Consider the following 17,682-nt stretch of genomic DNA (forward strand, 5'->3'; position numbering starts at 1 on the left):
CCTTCACCAATATCCAGTACTAACCAACAATAATACCGCTTATTTAGCATGAAAGTACCCTTGGGTTCTTTCATTTTTTGAGCATGTCATTCGAAGAATTTCATGTACGTTTTCTATATTTTAGCAAATATTTGCTGAATTAACATTCTGTCTGGTTTTTACGGTAGCAATTTTGTATTTGTTTAGCTCATACATAATTCTTGCCTGGGAAGTTGCTCCAGTTCTATAAATCCATTCTCTTAACGGAAACAACCAATAATCTTTCGCAAAATAACGTGTTACTGCATCGCTTGCCCATCGAGGAAACTTCCATATTCACCATATTTTGGTTTTTTAGAAGTTGATTAGCTCGAAAGTGAGGATTATAAAATTATATCCAAAGGTTCCTCAAGACATCACATTTATATAATGATAAACCCACTTAGGTACTCATCACTTTACGGTATCCATCATGAGAATGGATCAAAATAAATCAAATATTTAAAATGATAATATAATCGGAGGAACAAGTTTGGCAAAAGCGAAGAGAGGTCAAAGAAAAGTCGATGGTTGGAAATCCAAGCAGTGGTACAATATAGTCACACCTGACATGATGGGACAGCAGGAAATCGGTGAAACTTTTTCAAATGAACCTGAACAATTACTAGGCAGGGTTATTGAAGTCACACTGGGAGATCTAACCAATGACATGTCAAAGTATAATGTAAAACTGGTGCTTAAGATCGACCAGATAGGAGGAGACTCAGCCTATACCAAGTTCATTGGCCATGAACTCACCAGGGATTACTTAAGGTCACTTATAAAGAGGCAGACTTCAATGATCACTGCAAATCTGGATGTTATGACCAAAGACGGATATAAGTTCCGTGTCAAACCCACATGTTTCACAGTCAAGCGGGCCAGGTCCAGCCAGATCAAAGCTATCAGGCAGTATATGACCTCAATAGTCCAGCGAAGGGCCCGTGAATCAGATTTCAACACCTTTGTACAGGATGCTGTCCTGGGCAAACTTTCTGCCCAGATATACAGGGATGTGAAAAGCCTGTATCCGTTAAGGCGTGTTGAGATATTAAAGTCCCATGTACTTACCGAGCCGTCTGTAAGGGAAGCAGCGGCATAAGTACTGGCTTTTTTTCCTTTTTTTTCAATATACAGGAAAGTATATACTATCCTGTTGGCTTAGATCACTTAAAAGACGTGAGCATTTTCTTGAGAGCCCGGATTCCAATTGTGGAAGTCGGGTTGAACAAAAATCTTATGTATCTGTTTGACCAGTTAAGAACTAAATATAGACACCAGTGGTTTTCCTATGAAGGTAATAATGAAGTTTGGCGGGACATCGGTTGCCGATGGTATGAAACTGCGGCATGTGGCAGAGTTGGTAAAAAGTTACCATGAAAATGGCAATCAAATAGTTGTGGTAACATCGGCTCTGGGCGGGGTCACTGATGCCATACTTGAGGAGGCGCATGAGGCCTCCAAAGATGGTAAGGTCTCAAAAGTAAAGGAATTCATAGCCGATCTTACAAAACAGCATCATGCGGCCACCCATGAGTCTGTGGGTAATAATGCTAATGCCGAAGATATCATTGCCGAACTGGACGCCCGTATTGAGGAGATTGAAAAAGCCCTTACAGGTATATGTTACCTGGGAGAGCTTACCCTGCGGTCCATTGATTACCTGTCATCGTACGGTGAACGAATGGCTGCACCGATCCTATCCGGTGCTATCAGGTCCCTGGGTGTTGAATCAAGTCATTTCACAGGAGGCGAGATCGGGATAATTACTGATAACAATTTCGGCAGTGCCCATCCCCTCGAATCATCATATGAAAAGATCAAAAAGCATCTATCTCCGTTATTACCGGGCACCATACCAGTAGTGGCTGGATTCATTGGAGAAGATGAGAACGGTATTATCACTACACTTGGCCGCGGCGGATCAGATTTCACTGCATCTATTATCGGGGCATCCCTCAATGCCGATGAGATATGGCTGTGGAAAGAGGTGCCTGGCATCATGACTACGGACCCAAAGCTGGTTCCTGAGGCAAGACCCCTGAAGGTAATATCCTATATAGAGGCAATGGAGATGTCATTCTTCGGAGCTAAGGTACTGCATCCCAAGGCTATAGAACCTGCCATACGCCACGATATACCTGTCAGGGTCAAGAATACGTTTGAGCCTGAATATCCTGGTACCCTTGTGGTAAAGGAGCAGAAGACCGTCCAGAATGTGGTAAAAGCTGTAACTGTAATCGATAAGGTGGCACTGGTAAATATCAGCGGTGCGGGCATGGTAGGTACTATCGGAGTGGCAGCCAGGGCTTTTTCTGCACTGGCCGATGCGGATGTGAACATTATCATGATCAGCCAGGGCTCTTCTGAGGCTAACCTATCTGTGGTGGTGGATGATGACCACTTGAAGCAGGCAGTTAGGGCGCTGAAGCAGGAGTTTAAGAATGGTGTGGTGGGTGAGATTGACCATGATATCCATATATCTGTAGTGGCTATAGTAGGTGTGGGAATGGCTGGAACTCCGGGTGTTGCCGGTAAGGTGTTCGATGCACTTGGAAAAAATAAGGTCAATGTGATTATGATCAGCCAGGGCTCGTCCCAGCATAATATTTCCTTTGTTGTAAAGGAAGGCGATGCTACGAAGGCAGTACAGGTGCTTCATAAGGTGTTTTCACTGGAAAAGCTTTGAGGCAGGAATATCTTACTTTCAGGTCTGGATTAATTTGGATATGTGCTTAAATCTTATTCAGTCACATTTTGTCATCCTTTCTTCGTAGTCAACGATATGTCACATACAAAATTTAACGAGGCCTGTATGTTGTTTTTTGGGAACTAACCACTAATTATCGATGGAACTGATCAGGTTATCTTTCTACTTTTCCCCCGCATCAGTGAAGTGATAACCCCAACCGAGCATATTACCGCAGCCACCATGAATGCATCGTGAAAACCGCCAAGGAAGGCCGCTTCATATACCAATCCCGCAGCCTGGTTGGACTGGATGCTACTGGTTAGCACGGCCCCTGATATGGCTATACCTGTTACCATTCCAAGATTGCGGACCATCGCAAGCATTCCCCCGGCAATCCCGAGCCTTTCTTTCGGTACAGAACCCATAATAATGCTGTTGTTGGGTGACTGGAACAGCCCCATCCCCAAACCTATCATTCCCATTATTACCACTATATCAAAAAAGGTAGCATTCTGGTCCAGGTTGCCAAGCAGCAACAAAGCCATGCAGGAAATAGCCATACCAATACTGCTGAGTAGAAATGAATTCGTCCTGTCAGATATCCAGCCGCTAACAGGTGCCACCAGTGCCATGACCAGCGGAATAGCTACAAACACCATTCCCATATGCCCAGGACTGTATCCCAGTATTCCCTCCATGTAAAAGGGCATAAGAAGGATTACTGCAAACATGGCAGTGAAGCTCAAAAAAGCGCTGGCATTCGACGCCGAGAACGGCCGGTTCCGAAACAGCGACAACTCCACCATGGGCTGGTCTGCCCTTTTTTCCACCATCACAAACCCAACTAAGAAGACGGCAAACAGTATAGATAGACCAATTATTGCCATTAAATCCCAGCCAAGTGCCTGTCCCTTTGTGATTACCAGCACCAGCGAAATAAGGCTTAGGAATATGAGGAGAGCTCCCTGGATATCGAATTTCTGGCTGACATGGATCTGGTCTGGTTTCAGAGTCTTGATGGCATACACAGTTCCAAGCAAGCCAACTGGAATGTTGATGTAGAAAATACTCTGCCACCCCACCCAGTAGATTAACAAACCACCCAGGACCGGGCCTGTTATATAACCGATACTGACAACCGAACCCATCAATCCCAGTGCTTTGCCCCGCTCGTTATGTGGAAACACATCTGTTATGATAGCAAGACTGTTGGCCATTAACATGGCAGCACCCAGCCCCTGCACTACACGAAACACAATCAACTGACCTGCAGATGTGGACAGGCTGCACAGCCCAGACCCCAAAGTAAATGTTAACAAACCTGCTAAGAACATGGATTTGCGGCCGTACATATCTGAAAGCCGGCCCAGGGTTAACAGCATGGTGGTAATGGTCAGCAGGTATGAGAGCATTACCCATTCTATGGTGGCTATATCGGTATTGAAATAGTTTCTCAGGATAGGTAATGCGAGATTTATGATACTGGCATCAAGGGTAGCCATAAATGTTCCAATGGAGACCACTAACATGGCGCGCCATTTGTACCTGGGGTCAGGGTCGTTTTCCATGATATCGAAGTACTTGGATGTTTTAATGGTAATTATATTTTCTTTATATTGTTCACATATTTGTGTGCCAGCAGGCAGGGCTCGGGCAGTTTATGTCCTCGCAGCATATGCTTTGTTGTCTTTAGCGCCCCCTCCATGCTAACCCTGTGCCCGGGTGCAACCACGATGGGACGACACCTGCGGCAAGATTTGATAAGCCAGCCCACCTGTCTGCTTTCAAAGATTAGGGGGCTGATATCACCTACTTCCAGAGGGGCATCACCTTTTCCGCATAGTATGTGCTTGGCCACCCCTATGGTTGGGACATCCAATGCCACGCCAATATGGGTGGCAAGTCCAGCGCCCCTGGGGTGGTTAATGCCGCAACCGTCTACCATCAGGATGTCGGGTGTGTGCTGAAGTTTCCCATAGGCAGATACAATTGCCGGTCCTTCCCTGAAGGACAGGAATGTGGGGATATATGGATACCCTATAGTACCTGTGTATTGTACCTCCTCAACCACATCCAGGGATTCATAGTCAATCATAACAATGCCTGAGATAATGACATCTTCCATGAATGCCTGGTCCACGCCTGCCACGAAGCGGGGTGGGGCATGATCGTTGTGCAGGACGGCCTGCTGCCTGACAATTTCCTGGGCGCGCAGCAGTGAGGTAGTGGAGAGGTCGGCGGGGAATAGTGGGGTGCCCATATCAGGACATATATGGTATGAAGATAAATGTGTTTTGTGAGTTACAGCAAGGACAGAAGTCTATCGTCATTTGGGAGTTTGGGAAATGAAACAGAACCGTTTTATTCTAAACGACGCTGTCGAATTATTAGACTTAAGCATGACAATTTTAAAATTTATACTATTGTCTAAAATAGTTTAGAAAGATTTGAGATGCAATTCAACGGCTTATTGATGCTATAGTGGCAGACTAATGGGAATCCGTTAATCTTTTAATATATGTAAGCCTTTAAAATGCCGGATTTAGCTAATGCTGAAATTTTTAATAATTAAAAATAACCAGAATCAATAGAGGGATATATTCAATAACACTTATGAAAAAGGAGGAATTTTATGGATACATCAACATTATTATATCTTGCCCCCCTGGCAGGTTTATTAAGTCTGGTATTTGCCGGTATTTTCGCTAAGAACGTACTCAAGAACGACCCAGGCACACCAGAAATGCAAAAGATAGCAGGTGCTATACAGGAAGGTGCAATGGCGTACCTGAACCGCCAGTACAAGACCATTGCCATCGTGGCAGTGATACTGGCATTTATAATTTTCATAGCACTGCCAAATGAAAACGGTTTGAACACAAAGACCACAATAGGGTTTTTGGCAGGAGCTGTAAGTTCGGCACTGGCCGGATATATTGGCATGAACGTTTCGGTCAGGGCAAATGTCAGGACCGCAAACAAGGCCAAAGAGGGAGTCAAAGAGGCCATGGACGTAGCCTTTAAGGGCGGTGCGGTCACAGGTATGGCCGTAGTTGGCCTGGCACTGCTGGGTACCAGCGGCTTCTTTATTTTATTCGGTGCCAAACCCGAAAGTGTGGACATGGTCATAGGCTTCGGGTTTGGGGCCAGCCTCATCAGCCTGTTCGCCAGGGTTGGCGGCGGTATATTTACCAAGGCAGCCGATGTGGGTGCAGATCTGGTAGGTAAGGTCGAAGCCGGTATCCCTGAAGACGACCCGCGAAATGCAGGTGTCATTGCAGATAATGTGGGCGACAATGTAGGCGACTGCGCCGGTATGGGTGCTGACCTGTTCGAAACCTATGTGGTCACCGCACTGGCGGCCATGCTGCTGGGTGGTCTTGTTATCAACCAGTTCCCAAATGCGATTTTGTTCCCGCTGATGCTGGGTTCGGCTGCCATCGTGGCATCCATCATTGCAGTGTTCTTTGTTAAGATAGGTGATGACCAGAATATTATGAAAGCTCTGTACAAGGGTGTGGCTGCTGCGGCTGTGATCAGCCTTGTGTCATTCTATTTCATAAACGATATGCTGATGGGCGATATACGGTTCTTTTACTCTGCCCTTATCGGTACTATTATTATGGTCCTGATGGTAGTGATCACTGAGTATTACACATCTGTTTCATACAGACCTGTGAAATCTATCGCAGCTTCCTCACAGACCGGAGCCGGAACCAATATCATCACCGGTATGTCGGTAGGTCTTGAAAGTACATTCATACCTGTGCTCGTGATAGCCTTTGGCATTCTGGGTGCGTACTATGTTGGCGGAGGCTTTGTTCCAGGACAGGAAATCATCGGTCTCTATAGTATCGCAATCGCAGCGGCTGCCATGCTCTCCACCACAGGCATAATCGTTGCTCTAGATTCATACGGCCCGATTACGGATAATGCAGGCGGCATCGCTGAGATGGCAAACCTGCCGGAAAAGACCAGGAAGATCACTGATGCTCTTGACAGTGTGGGCAACACCACCAAGGCAGTGACCAAGGGATATGCCATCGGTTCTGCCGGATTAGGCGCAATGGCCTTATTTGCAGATTATACACATAAAGTAGGATTAATGGAAAATCCACATTTATTGAGTCTTTCCAATCCGCTTGTGGTGGTGGGCCTGTTCATTGGCGGACTGCTGCCATTTTTGTTCAGTGCCGTCACAATGAAAGCAGTGGGTAAGGCCGCATTTGAAGTGGTCAACGAGGTCAGGCGTCAGTTTAGGGAGATACCAGGCATCATGGAAGGCACGGCAAAACCCGAATACGGCAAGTGCGTGGATATAGTGACCAGGGCCGCAATTCGGGAAATGGCACTCCCGGGCGTGATGGCCATTGGTGTACCTCTGGCTGTTGGAATGATACTGGGCAAAGAAGCACTGGCCGGTATGCTTATCGGCATTATTGTAGTGGGCCTGTTGATGGCACTTATGATGTCAAACGGCGGCGGCGCATGGGATAATGCAAAAAAGTACATCGAGGACGGTGCATACGGCGGAAAGGGTTCTGAGGCTCACAAAGCGGCTGTGGTAGGCGATACAGTGGGCGACCCGTTCAAGGATACTTCAGGTCCGGCTCTGAATGCACTGATCAAGGTGGTTAACATGATTGCCATCTTATTCTCTGCAATGTTCATCAATTCCGGGCTGTTTTGAGTATAGAATGAGATTTAGAGGAGGGGTTAGCTCCCCTTCCGAATAACTTTTTTTCAGGCTGTCCCAAAACTAATCCAAATTAACAAATATTCACATTTATATCCCATCTTTGACAAAAACCGGTATTTACCTGCTAATTTACTGACGTTTTAAAATGAGAAAACGTCAAGAGTTCCTACATTATCCAGATATGATTGGTTTTTCCAGCCGCTATCGCCGCTACCATTGGTGTTCTCTGGATATACTTTCGATTCGTTATATCTTCATCATCTGGATTGATTTTTAGTTCTAATCCAGAATATGGCCTTACAAAATCAAAAAATGACAAATAAAATATCATCTGCTTATTTAACCAGTAATCTTTCTTTGAAAATCCTATCATTTTCCTTGCAAGAGGTTCATTTTCTTGACGAAATGTCAAATTTTGTCGCTCAATATGAGAAGTTGTGATATCTGATGATGACATATCTTCCCCATTCCCAAATATGATCTGCTTATGTACTTTAATGAGCTTTCCTCCTTTTCGTTCATATATACACCTTATTGCAAGAGCAACAAAAAAGTATCTTGTCGCCTACTCGAAAAGTAGGCCGAGAGGGATAACAAGCATTTCGTTTGGGATGCGTTCCCGTGAAAGAACCTGTTACTCTCTCATCCGTTTAATATACGAATAAGTACGTTTTGGACAGATAAATAAAATTATCCCAGACAGGCGGTAATTATCTCTGCCAGACCATCCCGGTTTTGCTCATTTACGGCAATGATCCTGAACTCTTCACGAATACGACAGGAAAGTGGATGACGGCTGGAATAGTGCAGTACAACCAGCATGTCCCGGTCCGAATCCAAAACATGCTCTACTGCCGAGACAAAATGTTGGGATTTTAGTTCCATTGGCCCTATCTCATCAATCACCAGCAGGTCACAATTAGGAGCCTTCTTTACGGCATTTGTACCGATACCATCAAGGTCGGCAAGGTTTACGTAATACTTACCCACAGCCGGCCCGCTGCATTCCACATGGCTCAATATACCGGCCCGTCCTGTGGCTAGGTCCTGTATTTTGAAACCCACACGCTTCTCTTCACTGCGAATCTCACCACACTGGATACCGCTCACATTGGCATCCAGTTTTTCCACTACTTTTGCGATAACAGTGGACTTCCCCACACCGGGCCTGCCTGTTATGGCAATCCTTATCATCCCAACCCCCGATGACACCACTTAGAAGAATTCAGCCCTGACCGTAGTAAATACGGGCCCGCGCAGGTCTATCTTCTTCTTATGGCCTGTGATATAACGCTGGGCTATAGGGTCAAGCCGTACATTCACTTCTGAAGGCACCTTAACGATACGCACCCTGGTCTGTGAAGCATCTCCGATTGCTGATGCAGCCTCGATATCTGCTGCCGCCAGGGCCGCAAAGGCTTCGATATACCGTAGGTTTGCCACTGTGCCTTTATTGAACTTCTTCTCGTATTTTGGTGAATCAGGCAGGCCCAGTACATCGCCGTCCACAACCACGATATGGTTCATGGCAGCAGGTCCGCACAGTTTTGTATCCTCCTCTGGCTCACTGACCATTACCCTAACATTCCGACTGTTCACATCCCCTTCCCATGCCAGGAACTCGCAAGGACTTGGCTCACCGCCGTGCTCCTCGCATACCCTGACAATGGCACGCTGGATATCCCATCCTTCTTTGGTCGAAGGCGCCTTCTCAACTGAGATCATGCCTGCCAGTTCCTCGTCTGCCATCTTCCATTCCTCTTCATATACAGGGAACTGAGGATACGTAAGGGCGCGCACATCAGTAGAATCGTGCAGTATCATGGCCAGTCGCTCCACACCCAGGCCAAGGTTCATTACCGGATATGGGATATCATACTGGGCCAGCGCCGAGGGTGAATATATGCCGAATGTGGCCACTTCAACCCAGCCGTCACTATATTTAGTATTGCTGCCCACCAGTCCCGGATGGTATGCAAATACTTCTATCTGGGTATCTGGCACGTAGTATTTGCTGCGCTTCTCATCGGGCCTGAAACTGAACTTCTCAAACCCGAACTGGGATAAAAGCCCGGCAGCTACGGCCTTGCCGTGCTCCACCGTAACCTCAGGTTCCATAATGATACAGGACGCCGAGAAGTAGGTCATGAGCCGGGTGGCATCTTCCTGCTGTTCCCGCCTGAAACACCGATCCACGCTGAACAACCTGACCGGTGGGCGGACCCGCTCTATCATTGCACCCAGGGAAATGAACCAGCCAGAGGTCATGTGGCTCCTCAGGGTCTTGCTGGAGCTGATGGGTGTCAGTTCCTTGAACTCAGGGAAGACATGGTCCAGCATTACTGCCACTTTTGAGCCGGGTACGTCCAGCCGGTGGGATATTTCAGGCACCAGATCATCGCCCTCTATTTCACCTTTCTTATATGAATGTAATATCTGGCGTATCGTGTCAATCCCCTCATCATCCACCTGGATGATCTCCCTGACCCTGGCTATCCTCTCATCCGAGATGCCTACATTGGGCCTGGGCAGACCTGCCAGGTAGAAACACCGGTCCAGCACTGCAAGGGCCTCATACCCGAACTGTTTGTGTATCTCTCTGTCATCCACGATCATCGGATTGGCCGCTTCCGTAAATCCCAGATGGAGATAGGCTTCCCTCAGTTTCTGTATTGTATCATAAATAGGATGGGGTTTGCCGTAACTTAGCTTGAACCTGGGATACTGGTCCGGGATCGCGGGTTGTGTTATATATTCTTTTCCTTGGTTCCAGGCAGCGTCAAAATCCTCTTTAGCAGCCTGCTTTATTTTTTCAGGGTCAAATCTCATATAAGCCGTCCTATCCACATATACATCAATGTTTGTATTTAAATTACACTAAAGTCGTCAGGTCTTTGTTTTTGTATATAATCTACAAGACTATATACTCAAGTAAATGCGAACGAAGTTAGCATTTTCTTGTAACCTCCGGACCATGATAGTTGATCCTCATAGTTTTTTTTCCAGTTCAGACATTCGTTCCTTTAGTTTGGCATGTTCCATGGCATTGGTAATATCTCCCCGGGTACGTTCCACCAGGCTCCGGGCCACATCTCCTTTGCGCCTCAATCCCCTTGACAGGGCATCAGGAAAATCAAATAACATTATAGTGGTATAAATTTCATCCATGATCTCAAGTAGTTCTTCACCTTCATGAGGTCTGTCAAGCCTAATAAGGTCAAGTATGAAGCGTCGCAATTCTCCTACTACATCACCCAGTCCAAGCAGGTACGCCGGGTCCTTCACGCAAAGTTTTGCAGGATCAGGCACCCTTTCTTTTTTCAGTATGCTATAAAGGATACTAGCTTCTGCATATTCCTGCTGTGCATTCTCAACAAATCCTGCATGGAAAATATCGGGATGGTTCAGAAGTTCTGAGATTATCTCCTGGTTCAGTATTGAAACCTCATCCAGCAACTGTTTGGCAATGTCACATTCTCCCCTGTGTATCGACTTTATTGCTCTGCCCGAGAGTCTCACCATTTTCCGGGAACGTTTTAATGAACTCTCTCTTGCAGTATCTTTAGTCTCAAAGTTTTCCAATATTTTGGATGATATTTCGGAGATCATATAATTCCACTCAATTATTTTATGTGTGAATCTGGTAAAGTCAGCTATGCTTCAATATGCATCAGATGAGCAATTGCTTTATCAATAGCAGTACTCACTTTTATTAAGATTATTTGAAAGGTAATTATAATTTTGTAAATATTGCATCACGATATGTTCAGTACCGCATTGCAGGGCTCTCAAAGGTTAATACGATCCCTGAAAACCAAACCCATATCTCAAATCAAAACCAGCCTGTCCTTAATCCCCTCGATAGCCGCCATCGCTGCTCCCCCTTCTTCCACAGGCGAGCGCCCGGCTAGATCAGCCTTAACAAGGGAGCTGTCATAGGGTATGGTCCCCAGTACCGGGATACCCATATTTTCCAGTCTGTACTCCACTGCCCCTAAATCCTCCTCTCCGGCCTTGTTTATCACGGCAGCGAATTTCGTCACCCCAATATCAGTACCAAGCCTCTTTATCCTCTCAGCAGTCTCAAGACTGCGCGCTCCTGGTTCCACTACCACGATCATCAGGTCGATGCCCCTGGTCGTTCCCCTGCCCAGATGCTCTATGCCTGCTTCCATATCCATAATAACTACAGACGATTCCTTCAGCACCACATGCCGCAGCAGTGCCCGCAGAAAGGACGATGCAGGACACATACATCCACTACCGCCCCGATCCACAGTACCCATCACCAGCATCCTCACACCATCGGGCCCCACCACACCGAAGCGCTCAACCACATCATCCACTTTCGGGTTCAGTTTGAACATCCCGCCAGGTCCACCCGCCCTCTCGTCAATCATATCCTCATACTCTGTAAGGGGCAGAGGTGGCTCATCAATACCCAGTGCAGACGCCAGGTTCATATCAGGGTCGGCATCAATGGCCAGCACATCCATACCGTCCCGTGCCAGAAGCCGTGCCAGTGTACCTGCCAGTGTGGTCTTGCCCACACCACCCTTACCAGTGATAGCGATTTTCATGGTTTTTCAACATATAGGAAATTATAAACGCATTTCGATATCGATATAGGTAATTTTCTTAGTTTCAATCAAATCTTTTGACAGGATTTACAGGATTTACAGGATTGTATCGTATCCTGTCAATCCTGTAAATCCTGTCTGATATTTCGTTTATCCTATCTGATATTTCCATTTTTCTTGAGCCGGAAGCCTATACTTCAATGAGTTCCACGCTGATATTATCGTTCGTGATAATCAGTGCCCCGTACCCTTTGGATGCTTCGCCCACATTGACCACAATCGTGTCACCTGCCATGGTAGTACCCCTGGCCTCGTGTATGTGTCCGCATACAACAAGGGCGAAACGATTAACGAACTTTGCTATCGCCTGGCTGCCAACATGTCCCACTGGCAGCTTATCACTATATCCGTATGGCGGGGCGTGACTAACCAATACGTTCCTGATGCCTGAACATTCATCAAGCAGCTTATCCAGGGACTGTTCAATATCCTCATCAGTAAGTTCGAATGGCGTATCGAACGGGGTAGCATTAGACCCACCCAGCCCCATGAAGTTCACATCACCAATGGTATGGCAGTTCTTATGCAGGTTGATAGCCTTTGAGCCGTCCAGTACTTCCAGGATATCCACAGGGTCGCAATTGCCAGGTACTGCCAGGACCGGTACATCGAACATGTTAATGAATTCAAGGGCCTTCCCAGCGGGTCCGAAGTTGGTGATATCACCTGTTATTAATACTACATCGACCTCACCGGCGCACTGTTGCAATGCCTCGACCTTTGAATAGTCGCCATGCAAGTCTGATAATGCAAGGAATTTCATATAATTACCTCAATACCTACCATTTTGGGTTAGACAGATATATGTCTTATGCATTTTACATTACCATGCGGGAGTTTATAGTAGTAGGGCACAAAGCGCGAACCGACGGGAATTTTAACCTGAACGACCTGCCCGGCAGCGGCGGCAGGATGGATATATTATGCCGCTGCGTGAATTCCGCACTGTTCTTAAGCCATGACCTGCGACGGGATGTGATAATATATCTGGTACTGCTGGGTGAACCATATATGCCAGGGATCGTTAAGTTCGAAGGGGAGAATGTTAGATATCTTAATCCTGATGAGCGCAGCAGCGGTTCCCTTATCAAAAAAGCACTGGAAAAAAGTGCCATTCCCAGGTGGAGAGAATCCACACCCGGAGTATGGATACGGCTAGGGGGCCTTGCAGACCTGCTGGAAGAAGTACTTACTGATGAAAAAAGGCTGTTCTACATGCGGGAAGATGGGGGCGACATCAGGGACGAGCTTAAAGAAAACGTGCCAGAAAATGTTGTTTTCATACTTGGTGACCATACCGGTATGACACCGGAAGAAGAAACTGTGATCCAGGATTCAGATGCAAAGACCATCAATGTTGGCCCAAAAAGTTTGCATGCTGACCACTGCATCATACTGGTAAATAACGAAATGGACCGGACTGTCTGTACGACCGGATAATAGAAAAAAAGGTGGGATTAGAGTAATCCCGACCTCTGTAGAACATATAGGTCTTCTGTACTGATCTTTTCGCCAAGTCTAAACTGGGAATATATTTCTTCAGCTTCCTTCTTGGCCTGGGCTTTGACAACAGATTCCCTGCCCTTCTTGCCCTTTCGTTTAAGACCGATTATCAGTTTATCAAAGTCACGTATCTCTCTCTGGGTCTTGATAAAGAGCCTGTGCTGTTCATCAGCAGACTCCTGTATTTTGACAAAATCCTTATGTACTTTATCTGATTCCGCCCTGACCTTATCGGCTTCCTTGAAGGTCTTTATCATCTTTTCATGATATTCCTGTGCAGCTTCAGCATACTCCTTTACTTTTTCGTGATGTACTGAAGCCTCGTCCTTTGATTTCTGGGCTTCTTCAAGTAATGTCTTGAGTTCCTGGTTACTTTCAAGCTGGTCTTTTTTACTTTTGAACTCATCCATGAGATGACCGATTTTCTCCACCAGTTCACGTTCTTTATTTGAGTCCATCACTCTGGTCATCTGCTCAAACTCAAGATGGTCAATCTCCTTCTTAAGATCCTTTAAAGATGGTCCGTCACTCAGGTGCAGGTCCTTCCTTAGCTTATCTACCTGTGCATAGACCTTACTGGCTTTTTCATTCACTTCATCGCGCTTGGCCTTGTTCTCACTGACCAATGCATTATTGGTATCCCTCAGGTTTTTGAGTTCCTGGGCTTCATCAATGAGTTCCTTTGTGCGCTTGTTAAGTTCATTTCGATTGCTTGCTAACGTACTTGCTTCAGTGTTGAGCTTGTTACGCATTTCCTTATATTCTTCAGATTTTACACTTAAATCTGCCTTTCTGGTTTGAAGTTCTTGTAGCATTACCTGTTAGTCCTCCTTTTCCAGCGAATAACGCTGGTATTTTTTGTATCTCATAATGGACGATACAACATTTTGACAGCCGAGCCAGCTATCGCTTATTTGGCTGGTGGATTGGTATACCCAATCATCCGGCCAATCCATCTTACTCTTATTATGAAGGGATAAGATTTAAAGAATATTGATAAATTGATTGTTTTTTTTTTAATTAAAAGAGGAATAAGCATTCTTGCATTTATCAGGGATAAATCCTTAAAACCCTTACCTCCAACCTAATCAGTTCAATATAATCCTGGAAATCTCTTCACTATTAAGCAATAATGGATACTCCGGTGAATGTTCTTTTAAATAAGGGCATCCCTTTTAACCTTTTCGGAGGATTTGGCCTTGCACATTTAATAGATACTTTTGTAAACAGGCAAATTAAATAAAGTATTTAATGGATGGATAAAAAACGATGCCGGACGGAAAAAACCATAATATAATCAACATAACTGTATTGGTCATCATCATTTCAGGACTTTATTCCTTATCTACAAGGGCTGATATTGTACTGCCAATGGAATATTTGAATTTTCAAATTATATCGGTTTTTTCAATCTCATACCTATTTGGCACTTTTTTCCTGAGCCCTGACCTGGATATAAACAGTTCCCCTTACGGAAGATGGGGGATATTCAGGTTCCTGTGGTGGCCATACAAGGTTATGTTCAAGCACAGGGGACTGTCACACCATTTTATTTTCGGACCTTTAACGATCCTTGCCAACTTTACCCTTATACTTTTACCAGTCCTGGTATTGGCTGGATTTAACATATACCGGATACCAGTTGAATTCATCGCAGCGGTCGTGCTGGGCATTGGGGTATCTATAGAACTGCATATCCTGGCTGATATGGTTGTCTCTGAGATATATTAAAGTGGATAAAGCAGGGAGCAATATCATAGCCTAATTTTTTTTATCTTCGAGGTCCTGGTATTCTTTTTCGATAATAGCGATCCATTTCCTGATGAAATCCCCTGGCATGCCGCAGGCTTCCATTATGGCCCGCTCGTTTTGTATGCGTGACTTCATCATGGCTTCAGGGGACAGGTCAATTCCTGCATATTTCGATTGAGTCTTCCTTTCGGGTTCGAAGGGATGAAAATCGGGAATTTTATCGACCACTTCGACCTGACAGGATTCTACTATCTCTTTACAGGCTGTGGCCACTGAATTAATATAATCCTGTTTGCCTTCAAGATACAGTGTCCCTGGCTCGCCTGACCTCAGGTGGGCTGTTATATCAAGGTCCTTGCCGAACCAGCCCTTACGGCTTTTCATATCCCATTTGCAGGTCTTAGGGAAGGATGCTTTTATTGCGGCCTTGTTCTGGCTGTATGTGTTTCCGGGGAAGTGTATTTTAACAGGCATGCCCAGCAATAGAAGCTCTTCCTTAAGCTTATATTATTGCTACCTGTAAAGTCTCGTATGACTGCATGGCGCTATACAATGTAACATTGTTGTAAGCTGTAAACAATGTCATTCTAGATTAACAGTAACTGTCCTACCGTTCAATACATCCTGTTCTGCAACATCCACGGTCTTTGATATATCCCCTACCGTGATGGTATATAGCCCGGTGGGCCTGGTATCAAAGTTGGTCTCATCCGGTATGGGGTCCAGTGTGGAATACGGCACCACTAAGCTACATGTACCGTTCCCAGCAGTGGTGGGTATTTACTTTTACGGATTGTATTGCCTATTTCTGCTTTTTCACTCGCATCTCAATAAATGACAGGATGTCAGTTAAGTTCACATCATCCCCGGGCAGAATATCATCTTCCTCTTGAATATGATGTGGAAAATTCGGAAGATTCCTATGATGCGGGGCATTGTCCCATCTTCTTATCAATTCACCATTTCTCTGCCAGTGATAAGAGTAGTCCCGCCAGCCTTCCCCGGTGGTTTCAGATACATGTAAAACAGAGCCATCTGTAAGAGTTGCATTTGCTTTGATCAGTTCAATTTCTGGTTCGACCAGGGTTTTTGTGATACGAAGTTCAACGACAACACTATGCTTACTTAAAATCGTTATCGTCCTAACTACAACCAAGGGGATATCTCCTTATGGACACAACTCCAGTAAGAATATGCTTTAGAGTATGCCTTCCATTCAATGTAGTCATCCCATTTTTCAAAGTCTTCTTTTTCAGTAGCTTTGAGCTGCTGTTCAAAATGTTCAAAAACAAGGCCATATTTTGTTTCGTATTCCTGCATAGACAGTTCATATTCTTTCATTTTGGACAAGCTCAAATCGTGTACTATGTTTATGATGGCAGATCTTTCATTTTCAAATAAACCGTGGTGTACTAAACTCGAAATCGGGTTCCAAACATCCTTTGGTATCTCTACGGTCTCCATGAACATCTCCAACTTTTAAAAATTCATTTTATAATGTAAAATGACTTTTCTCTCACAAATATGTATCGCTGATAACATATTTTCAAGGGAATTCCTCAACATCAAGTGGGAATTTTAGTCAGACCATATCCACAGTAACCGTTCCGCCGTTCAATACATCTTGCTCCTTAACGTCCACGGTCTTTGACACATCCCCTGCCGTTATGGTATATGGCCCGGTGGGCCTGGTATCAAAATTTGTTTCATCCGGTATGGGGCTCAGTGTGGAATACGGTAGTGTACCAGAATACGATACTTAATGATATTTGAAGAACTAACCCTACTTGGAATTGCCCGATTTCAGAACAAATCACTATCGAAAGATCACTTAGACGAAATATTTGTGAAAAATTGGAATCAACATGAGTAGGTGAAGTGACTGTCTAATCTAACAAAGTGGAGTTAAGTATCTTAAATTATGCCACTGCCCAAAGATGTGCAGCCGTCCTTCCATGCTGGTGTACCAGTACTGCTTGAAAATTGGTTGTTCCTGTCCGGATATCACGGCCCACGTCCGGTAGTCGGTCCAGTCGTGCCCGTCCCAGATGCCCATGATATCCAGAATGGCATAGGCCATGTAGGCATTACTGATAATGTACCTGGAGCCTGGGTGCAGGCATTTGATGTAAGGTATGAACTGCACTGGAACATGCATTGAACGGATAATACGGATTTACACTGATTTGATTACATCAGTATCATATTTACACAGTGGAGGCTTTATTAAAGCCTATGTAACCTAACAGTATCTCCGAATAACTTAATAACTTTCTTTGGTTTCATTTATTTCTCACCCGAACTCAATTTTCCATCAATCTAGGCCACATTCTTAATTTTATCATAACCTTTAAACATATCGGATATCCTGTGAGGAA

Annotated in this window: 19 protein-coding genes and 1 pseudogene; 6 read left to right on the forward strand and 14 right to left on the reverse strand. The window is 45.1% G+C overall.

Annotated features, from left to right (window positions below):
- Positions 1-511 precede the first annotated feature (511 nt).
- On the forward strand, positions 512-1,120 hold the full coding sequence (locus HF974_00720; protein MBC2696868.1) for a 30S ribosomal protein S3ae: 609 nt from the start codon (positions 512-514) through the stop codon (positions 1,118-1,120).
- A gap of 189 nt (positions 1,121-1,309) precedes the next feature.
- Positions 1,310-2,707: an aspartate kinase gene (locus HF974_00725; GenBank protein MBC2696869.1), complete on the forward strand. Its 1,398-nt coding sequence runs from the start codon at positions 1,310-1,312 to the stop codon at positions 2,705-2,707.
- Between the two features lie 170 nt (positions 2,708-2,877).
- Here the strand turns inward: HF974_00725 and HF974_00730 are convergent, their stop codons facing one another.
- Positions 2,878-4,278, reverse strand: coding sequence for an MFS transporter (locus HF974_00730; GenBank protein ID MBC2696870.1), 1,401 nt, complete (start codon positions 4,276-4,278; stop codon positions 2,878-2,880).
- A 32-nt stretch (positions 4,279-4,310) separates the two neighbouring features.
- Positions 4,311-4,970 carry an endonuclease V gene (locus HF974_00735; protein ID MBC2696871.1) on the reverse strand — a complete coding sequence of 220 codons (660 nt, stop codon included), beginning with the start codon at positions 4,968-4,970 and terminating at the stop codon, positions 4,311-4,313.
- Positions 4,971-5,342: 372 nt separating this feature from the next.
- Between HF974_00735 and HF974_00740 the strand changes: the two genes are divergently transcribed.
- The gene (locus tag HF974_00740; protein ID MBC2696872.1) at positions 5,343-7,400 is read left to right on the forward strand and encodes a sodium-translocating pyrophosphatase; all 2,058 of its coding nucleotides are present in this window, start codon (positions 5,343-5,345) and stop codon (positions 7,398-7,400) included.
- Between the two features lie 175 nt (positions 7,401-7,575).
- On the opposite strand, the gene HF974_00745 is transcribed toward HF974_00740, so the two are convergent.
- From HF974_00745 to HF974_00770, 6 genes are all read right to left on the reverse strand, one after another.
- Positions 7,576-7,866 carry a hypothetical protein gene (locus HF974_00745; GenBank protein ID MBC2696873.1) on the reverse strand — a complete coding sequence of 97 codons (291 nt, stop codon included), beginning with the start codon at positions 7,864-7,866 and terminating at the stop codon, positions 7,576-7,578.
- Positions 7,867-8,099: 233 nt separating this feature from the next.
- Complete coding sequence (locus HF974_00750; protein MBC2696874.1) at positions 8,100-8,603, reverse strand: NTPase; 504 nt, start codon at positions 8,601-8,603, stop codon at positions 8,100-8,102.
- A 21-nt stretch (positions 8,604-8,624) separates the two neighbouring features.
- Positions 8,625-10,238, reverse strand: coding sequence for an O-phosphoserine--tRNA ligase (locus HF974_00755; protein ID MBC2696875.1), 1,614 nt, complete (start codon positions 10,236-10,238; stop codon positions 8,625-8,627).
- A gap of 159 nt (positions 10,239-10,397) precedes the next feature.
- Complete coding sequence (locus HF974_00760) at positions 10,398-11,018, reverse strand: hypothetical protein (GenBank protein ID MBC2696876.1); 621 nt, start codon at positions 11,016-11,018, stop codon at positions 10,398-10,400.
- Positions 11,019-11,236: 218 nt separating this feature from the next.
- Positions 11,237-11,989 (reverse strand): AAA family ATPase, encoded by a 753-nt coding sequence (locus HF974_00765; GenBank protein ID MBC2696877.1) that lies wholly within the window; start codon positions 11,987-11,989, stop codon positions 11,237-11,239.
- Between the two features lie 190 nt (positions 11,990-12,179).
- A complete protein-coding gene (locus HF974_00770; GenBank protein ID MBC2696878.1) occupies positions 12,180-12,812 on the reverse strand; it encodes a metallophosphoesterase in 633 nt (210 codons plus the stop codon).
- Between the two features lie 65 nt (positions 12,813-12,877).
- Here HF974_00770 and trmY point away from each other — a divergent pair, with 65 nt between their 5' ends.
- Positions 12,878-13,489 carry a tRNA (pseudouridine(54)-N(1))-methyltransferase TrmY gene (gene trmY / locus HF974_00775; GenBank protein MBC2696879.1) on the forward strand — a complete coding sequence of 204 codons (612 nt, stop codon included), beginning with the start codon at positions 12,878-12,880 and terminating at the stop codon, positions 13,487-13,489.
- A gap of 17 nt (positions 13,490-13,506) precedes the next feature.
- Here trmY and HF974_00780 read toward each other — a convergent pair whose 3' ends face one another.
- Positions 13,507-14,367 (reverse strand): phosphoserine phosphatase, encoded by an 861-nt coding sequence (locus tag HF974_00780; GenBank protein MBC2696880.1) that lies wholly within the window; start codon positions 14,365-14,367, stop codon positions 13,507-13,509.
- A 454-nt stretch (positions 14,368-14,821) separates the two neighbouring features.
- Between HF974_00780 and HF974_00785 the strand changes: the two genes are divergently transcribed.
- Positions 14,822-15,283: a DUF2227 family putative metal-binding protein gene (locus HF974_00785; GenBank protein ID MBC2696881.1), complete on the forward strand. Its 462-nt coding sequence runs from the start codon at positions 14,822-14,824 to the stop codon at positions 15,281-15,283.
- A gap of 30 nt (positions 15,284-15,313) precedes the next feature.
- Here HF974_00785 and HF974_00790 read toward each other — a convergent pair whose 3' ends face one another.
- The 5 genes and pseudogenes from HF974_00790 to HF974_00810 form a co-directional block, all read right to left on the reverse strand.
- Entirely contained in the window at positions 15,314-15,778 is a 465-nt protein-coding gene (locus tag HF974_00790; GenBank protein ID MBC2696882.1) for a hypothetical protein, read from the reverse strand.
- A gap of 108 nt (positions 15,779-15,886) precedes the next feature.
- Positions 15,887-16,045 (reverse strand): hypothetical protein, encoded by a 159-nt coding sequence (locus HF974_00795; protein ID MBC2696883.1) that lies wholly within the window; start codon positions 16,043-16,045, stop codon positions 15,887-15,889.
- Positions 16,046-16,106: 61 nt separating this feature from the next.
- Positions 16,107-16,460 (reverse strand): hypothetical protein, encoded by a 354-nt coding sequence (locus tag HF974_00800; protein ID MBC2696884.1) that lies wholly within the window; start codon positions 16,458-16,460, stop codon positions 16,107-16,109.
- Positions 16,451-16,768, reverse strand: coding sequence for a hypothetical protein (locus HF974_00805; protein ID MBC2696885.1), 318 nt, complete (start codon positions 16,766-16,768; stop codon positions 16,451-16,453). Before HF974_00805 ends, HF974_00800 begins: the two co-directional genes overlap by 10 nt.
- 118 nt (positions 16,769-16,886) lie before the next feature.
- Positions 16,887-17,060: pseudogene (locus HF974_00810) on the reverse strand (hypothetical protein).
- Positions 17,061-17,225: 165 nt separating this feature from the next.
- Here HF974_00810 and HF974_00815 point away from each other — a divergent pair.
- Positions 17,226-17,465 carry a hypothetical protein gene (locus HF974_00815; GenBank protein MBC2696886.1) on the forward strand — a complete coding sequence of 80 codons (240 nt, stop codon included), beginning with the start codon at positions 17,226-17,228 and terminating at the stop codon, positions 17,463-17,465.
- Positions 17,466-17,682: the final 217 nt, after the last annotated feature.

The sequence above is a fragment of the ANME-2 cluster archaeon genome (genome assembly GCA_014237145.1).
Taxonomy (GTDB): Archaea; Halobacteriota; Methanosarcinia; order Methanosarcinales; family Methanocomedenaceae; genus Methanocomedens_A.

Bases quoted from the DNA above. Each gene is read 5' to 3' on its own strand.
- HF974_00725 (MBC2696869.1), top strand. From the start codon at position 1,310: ATGAAGGTAATAATGAAGTTTGGCGGGACATCGGTTGCCGATGGTATG.
- HF974_00730 (MBC2696870.1), bottom strand. From the start codon at position 4,278: ATGGAAAACGACCCTGACCCCAGGTACAAATGGCGCGCCATGTTAGTG.
- HF974_00735 (MBC2696871.1), bottom strand. From the start codon at position 4,970: ATGGGCACCCCACTATTCCCCGCCGACCTCTCCACTACCTCACTGCTG.
- HF974_00740 (MBC2696872.1), top strand. From the start codon at position 5,343: ATGGATACATCAACATTATTATATCTTGCCCCCCTGGCAGGTTTATTA.
- HF974_00745 (MBC2696873.1), bottom strand. From the start codon at position 7,866: ATGTCATCATCAGATATCACAACTTCTCATATTGAGCGACAAAATTTG.
- HF974_00750 (MBC2696874.1), bottom strand. From the start codon at position 8,603: ATGATAAGGATTGCCATAACAGGCAGGCCCGGTGTGGGGAAGTCCACT.
- HF974_00755 (MBC2696875.1), bottom strand. From the start codon at position 10,238: ATGAGATTTGACCCTGAAAAAATAAAGCAGGCTGCTAAAGAGGATTTT.
- HF974_00760 (MBC2696876.1), bottom strand. From the start codon at position 11,018: ATGATCTCCGAAATATCATCCAAAATATTGGAAAACTTTGAGACTAAA.
- HF974_00765 (MBC2696877.1), bottom strand. From the start codon at position 11,989: ATGAAAATCGCTATCACTGGTAAGGGTGGTGTGGGCAAGACCACACTG.
- HF974_00770 (MBC2696878.1), bottom strand. From the start codon at position 12,812: ATGAAATTCCTTGCATTATCAGACTTGCATGGCGACTATTCAAAGGTC.
- trmY (MBC2696879.1), top strand. From the start codon at position 12,878: ATGCGGGAGTTTATAGTAGTAGGGCACAAAGCGCGAACCGACGGGAAT.
- HF974_00780 (MBC2696880.1), bottom strand. From the start codon at position 14,367: ATGCTACAAGAACTTCAAACCAGAAAGGCAGATTTAAGTGTAAAATCT.
- HF974_00785 (MBC2696881.1), top strand. From the start codon at position 14,822: ATGCCGGACGGAAAAAACCATAATATAATCAACATAACTGTATTGGTC.
- HF974_00790 (MBC2696882.1), bottom strand. From the start codon at position 15,778: ATGCCTGTTAAAATACACTTCCCCGGAAACACATACAGCCAGAACAAG.
- HF974_00805 (MBC2696885.1), bottom strand. From the start codon at position 16,768: ATGGAGACCGTAGAGATACCAAAGGATGTTTGGAACCCGATTTCGAGT.
- HF974_00815 (MBC2696886.1), top strand. From the start codon at position 17,226: ATGCCACTGCCCAAAGATGTGCAGCCGTCCTTCCATGCTGGTGTACCA.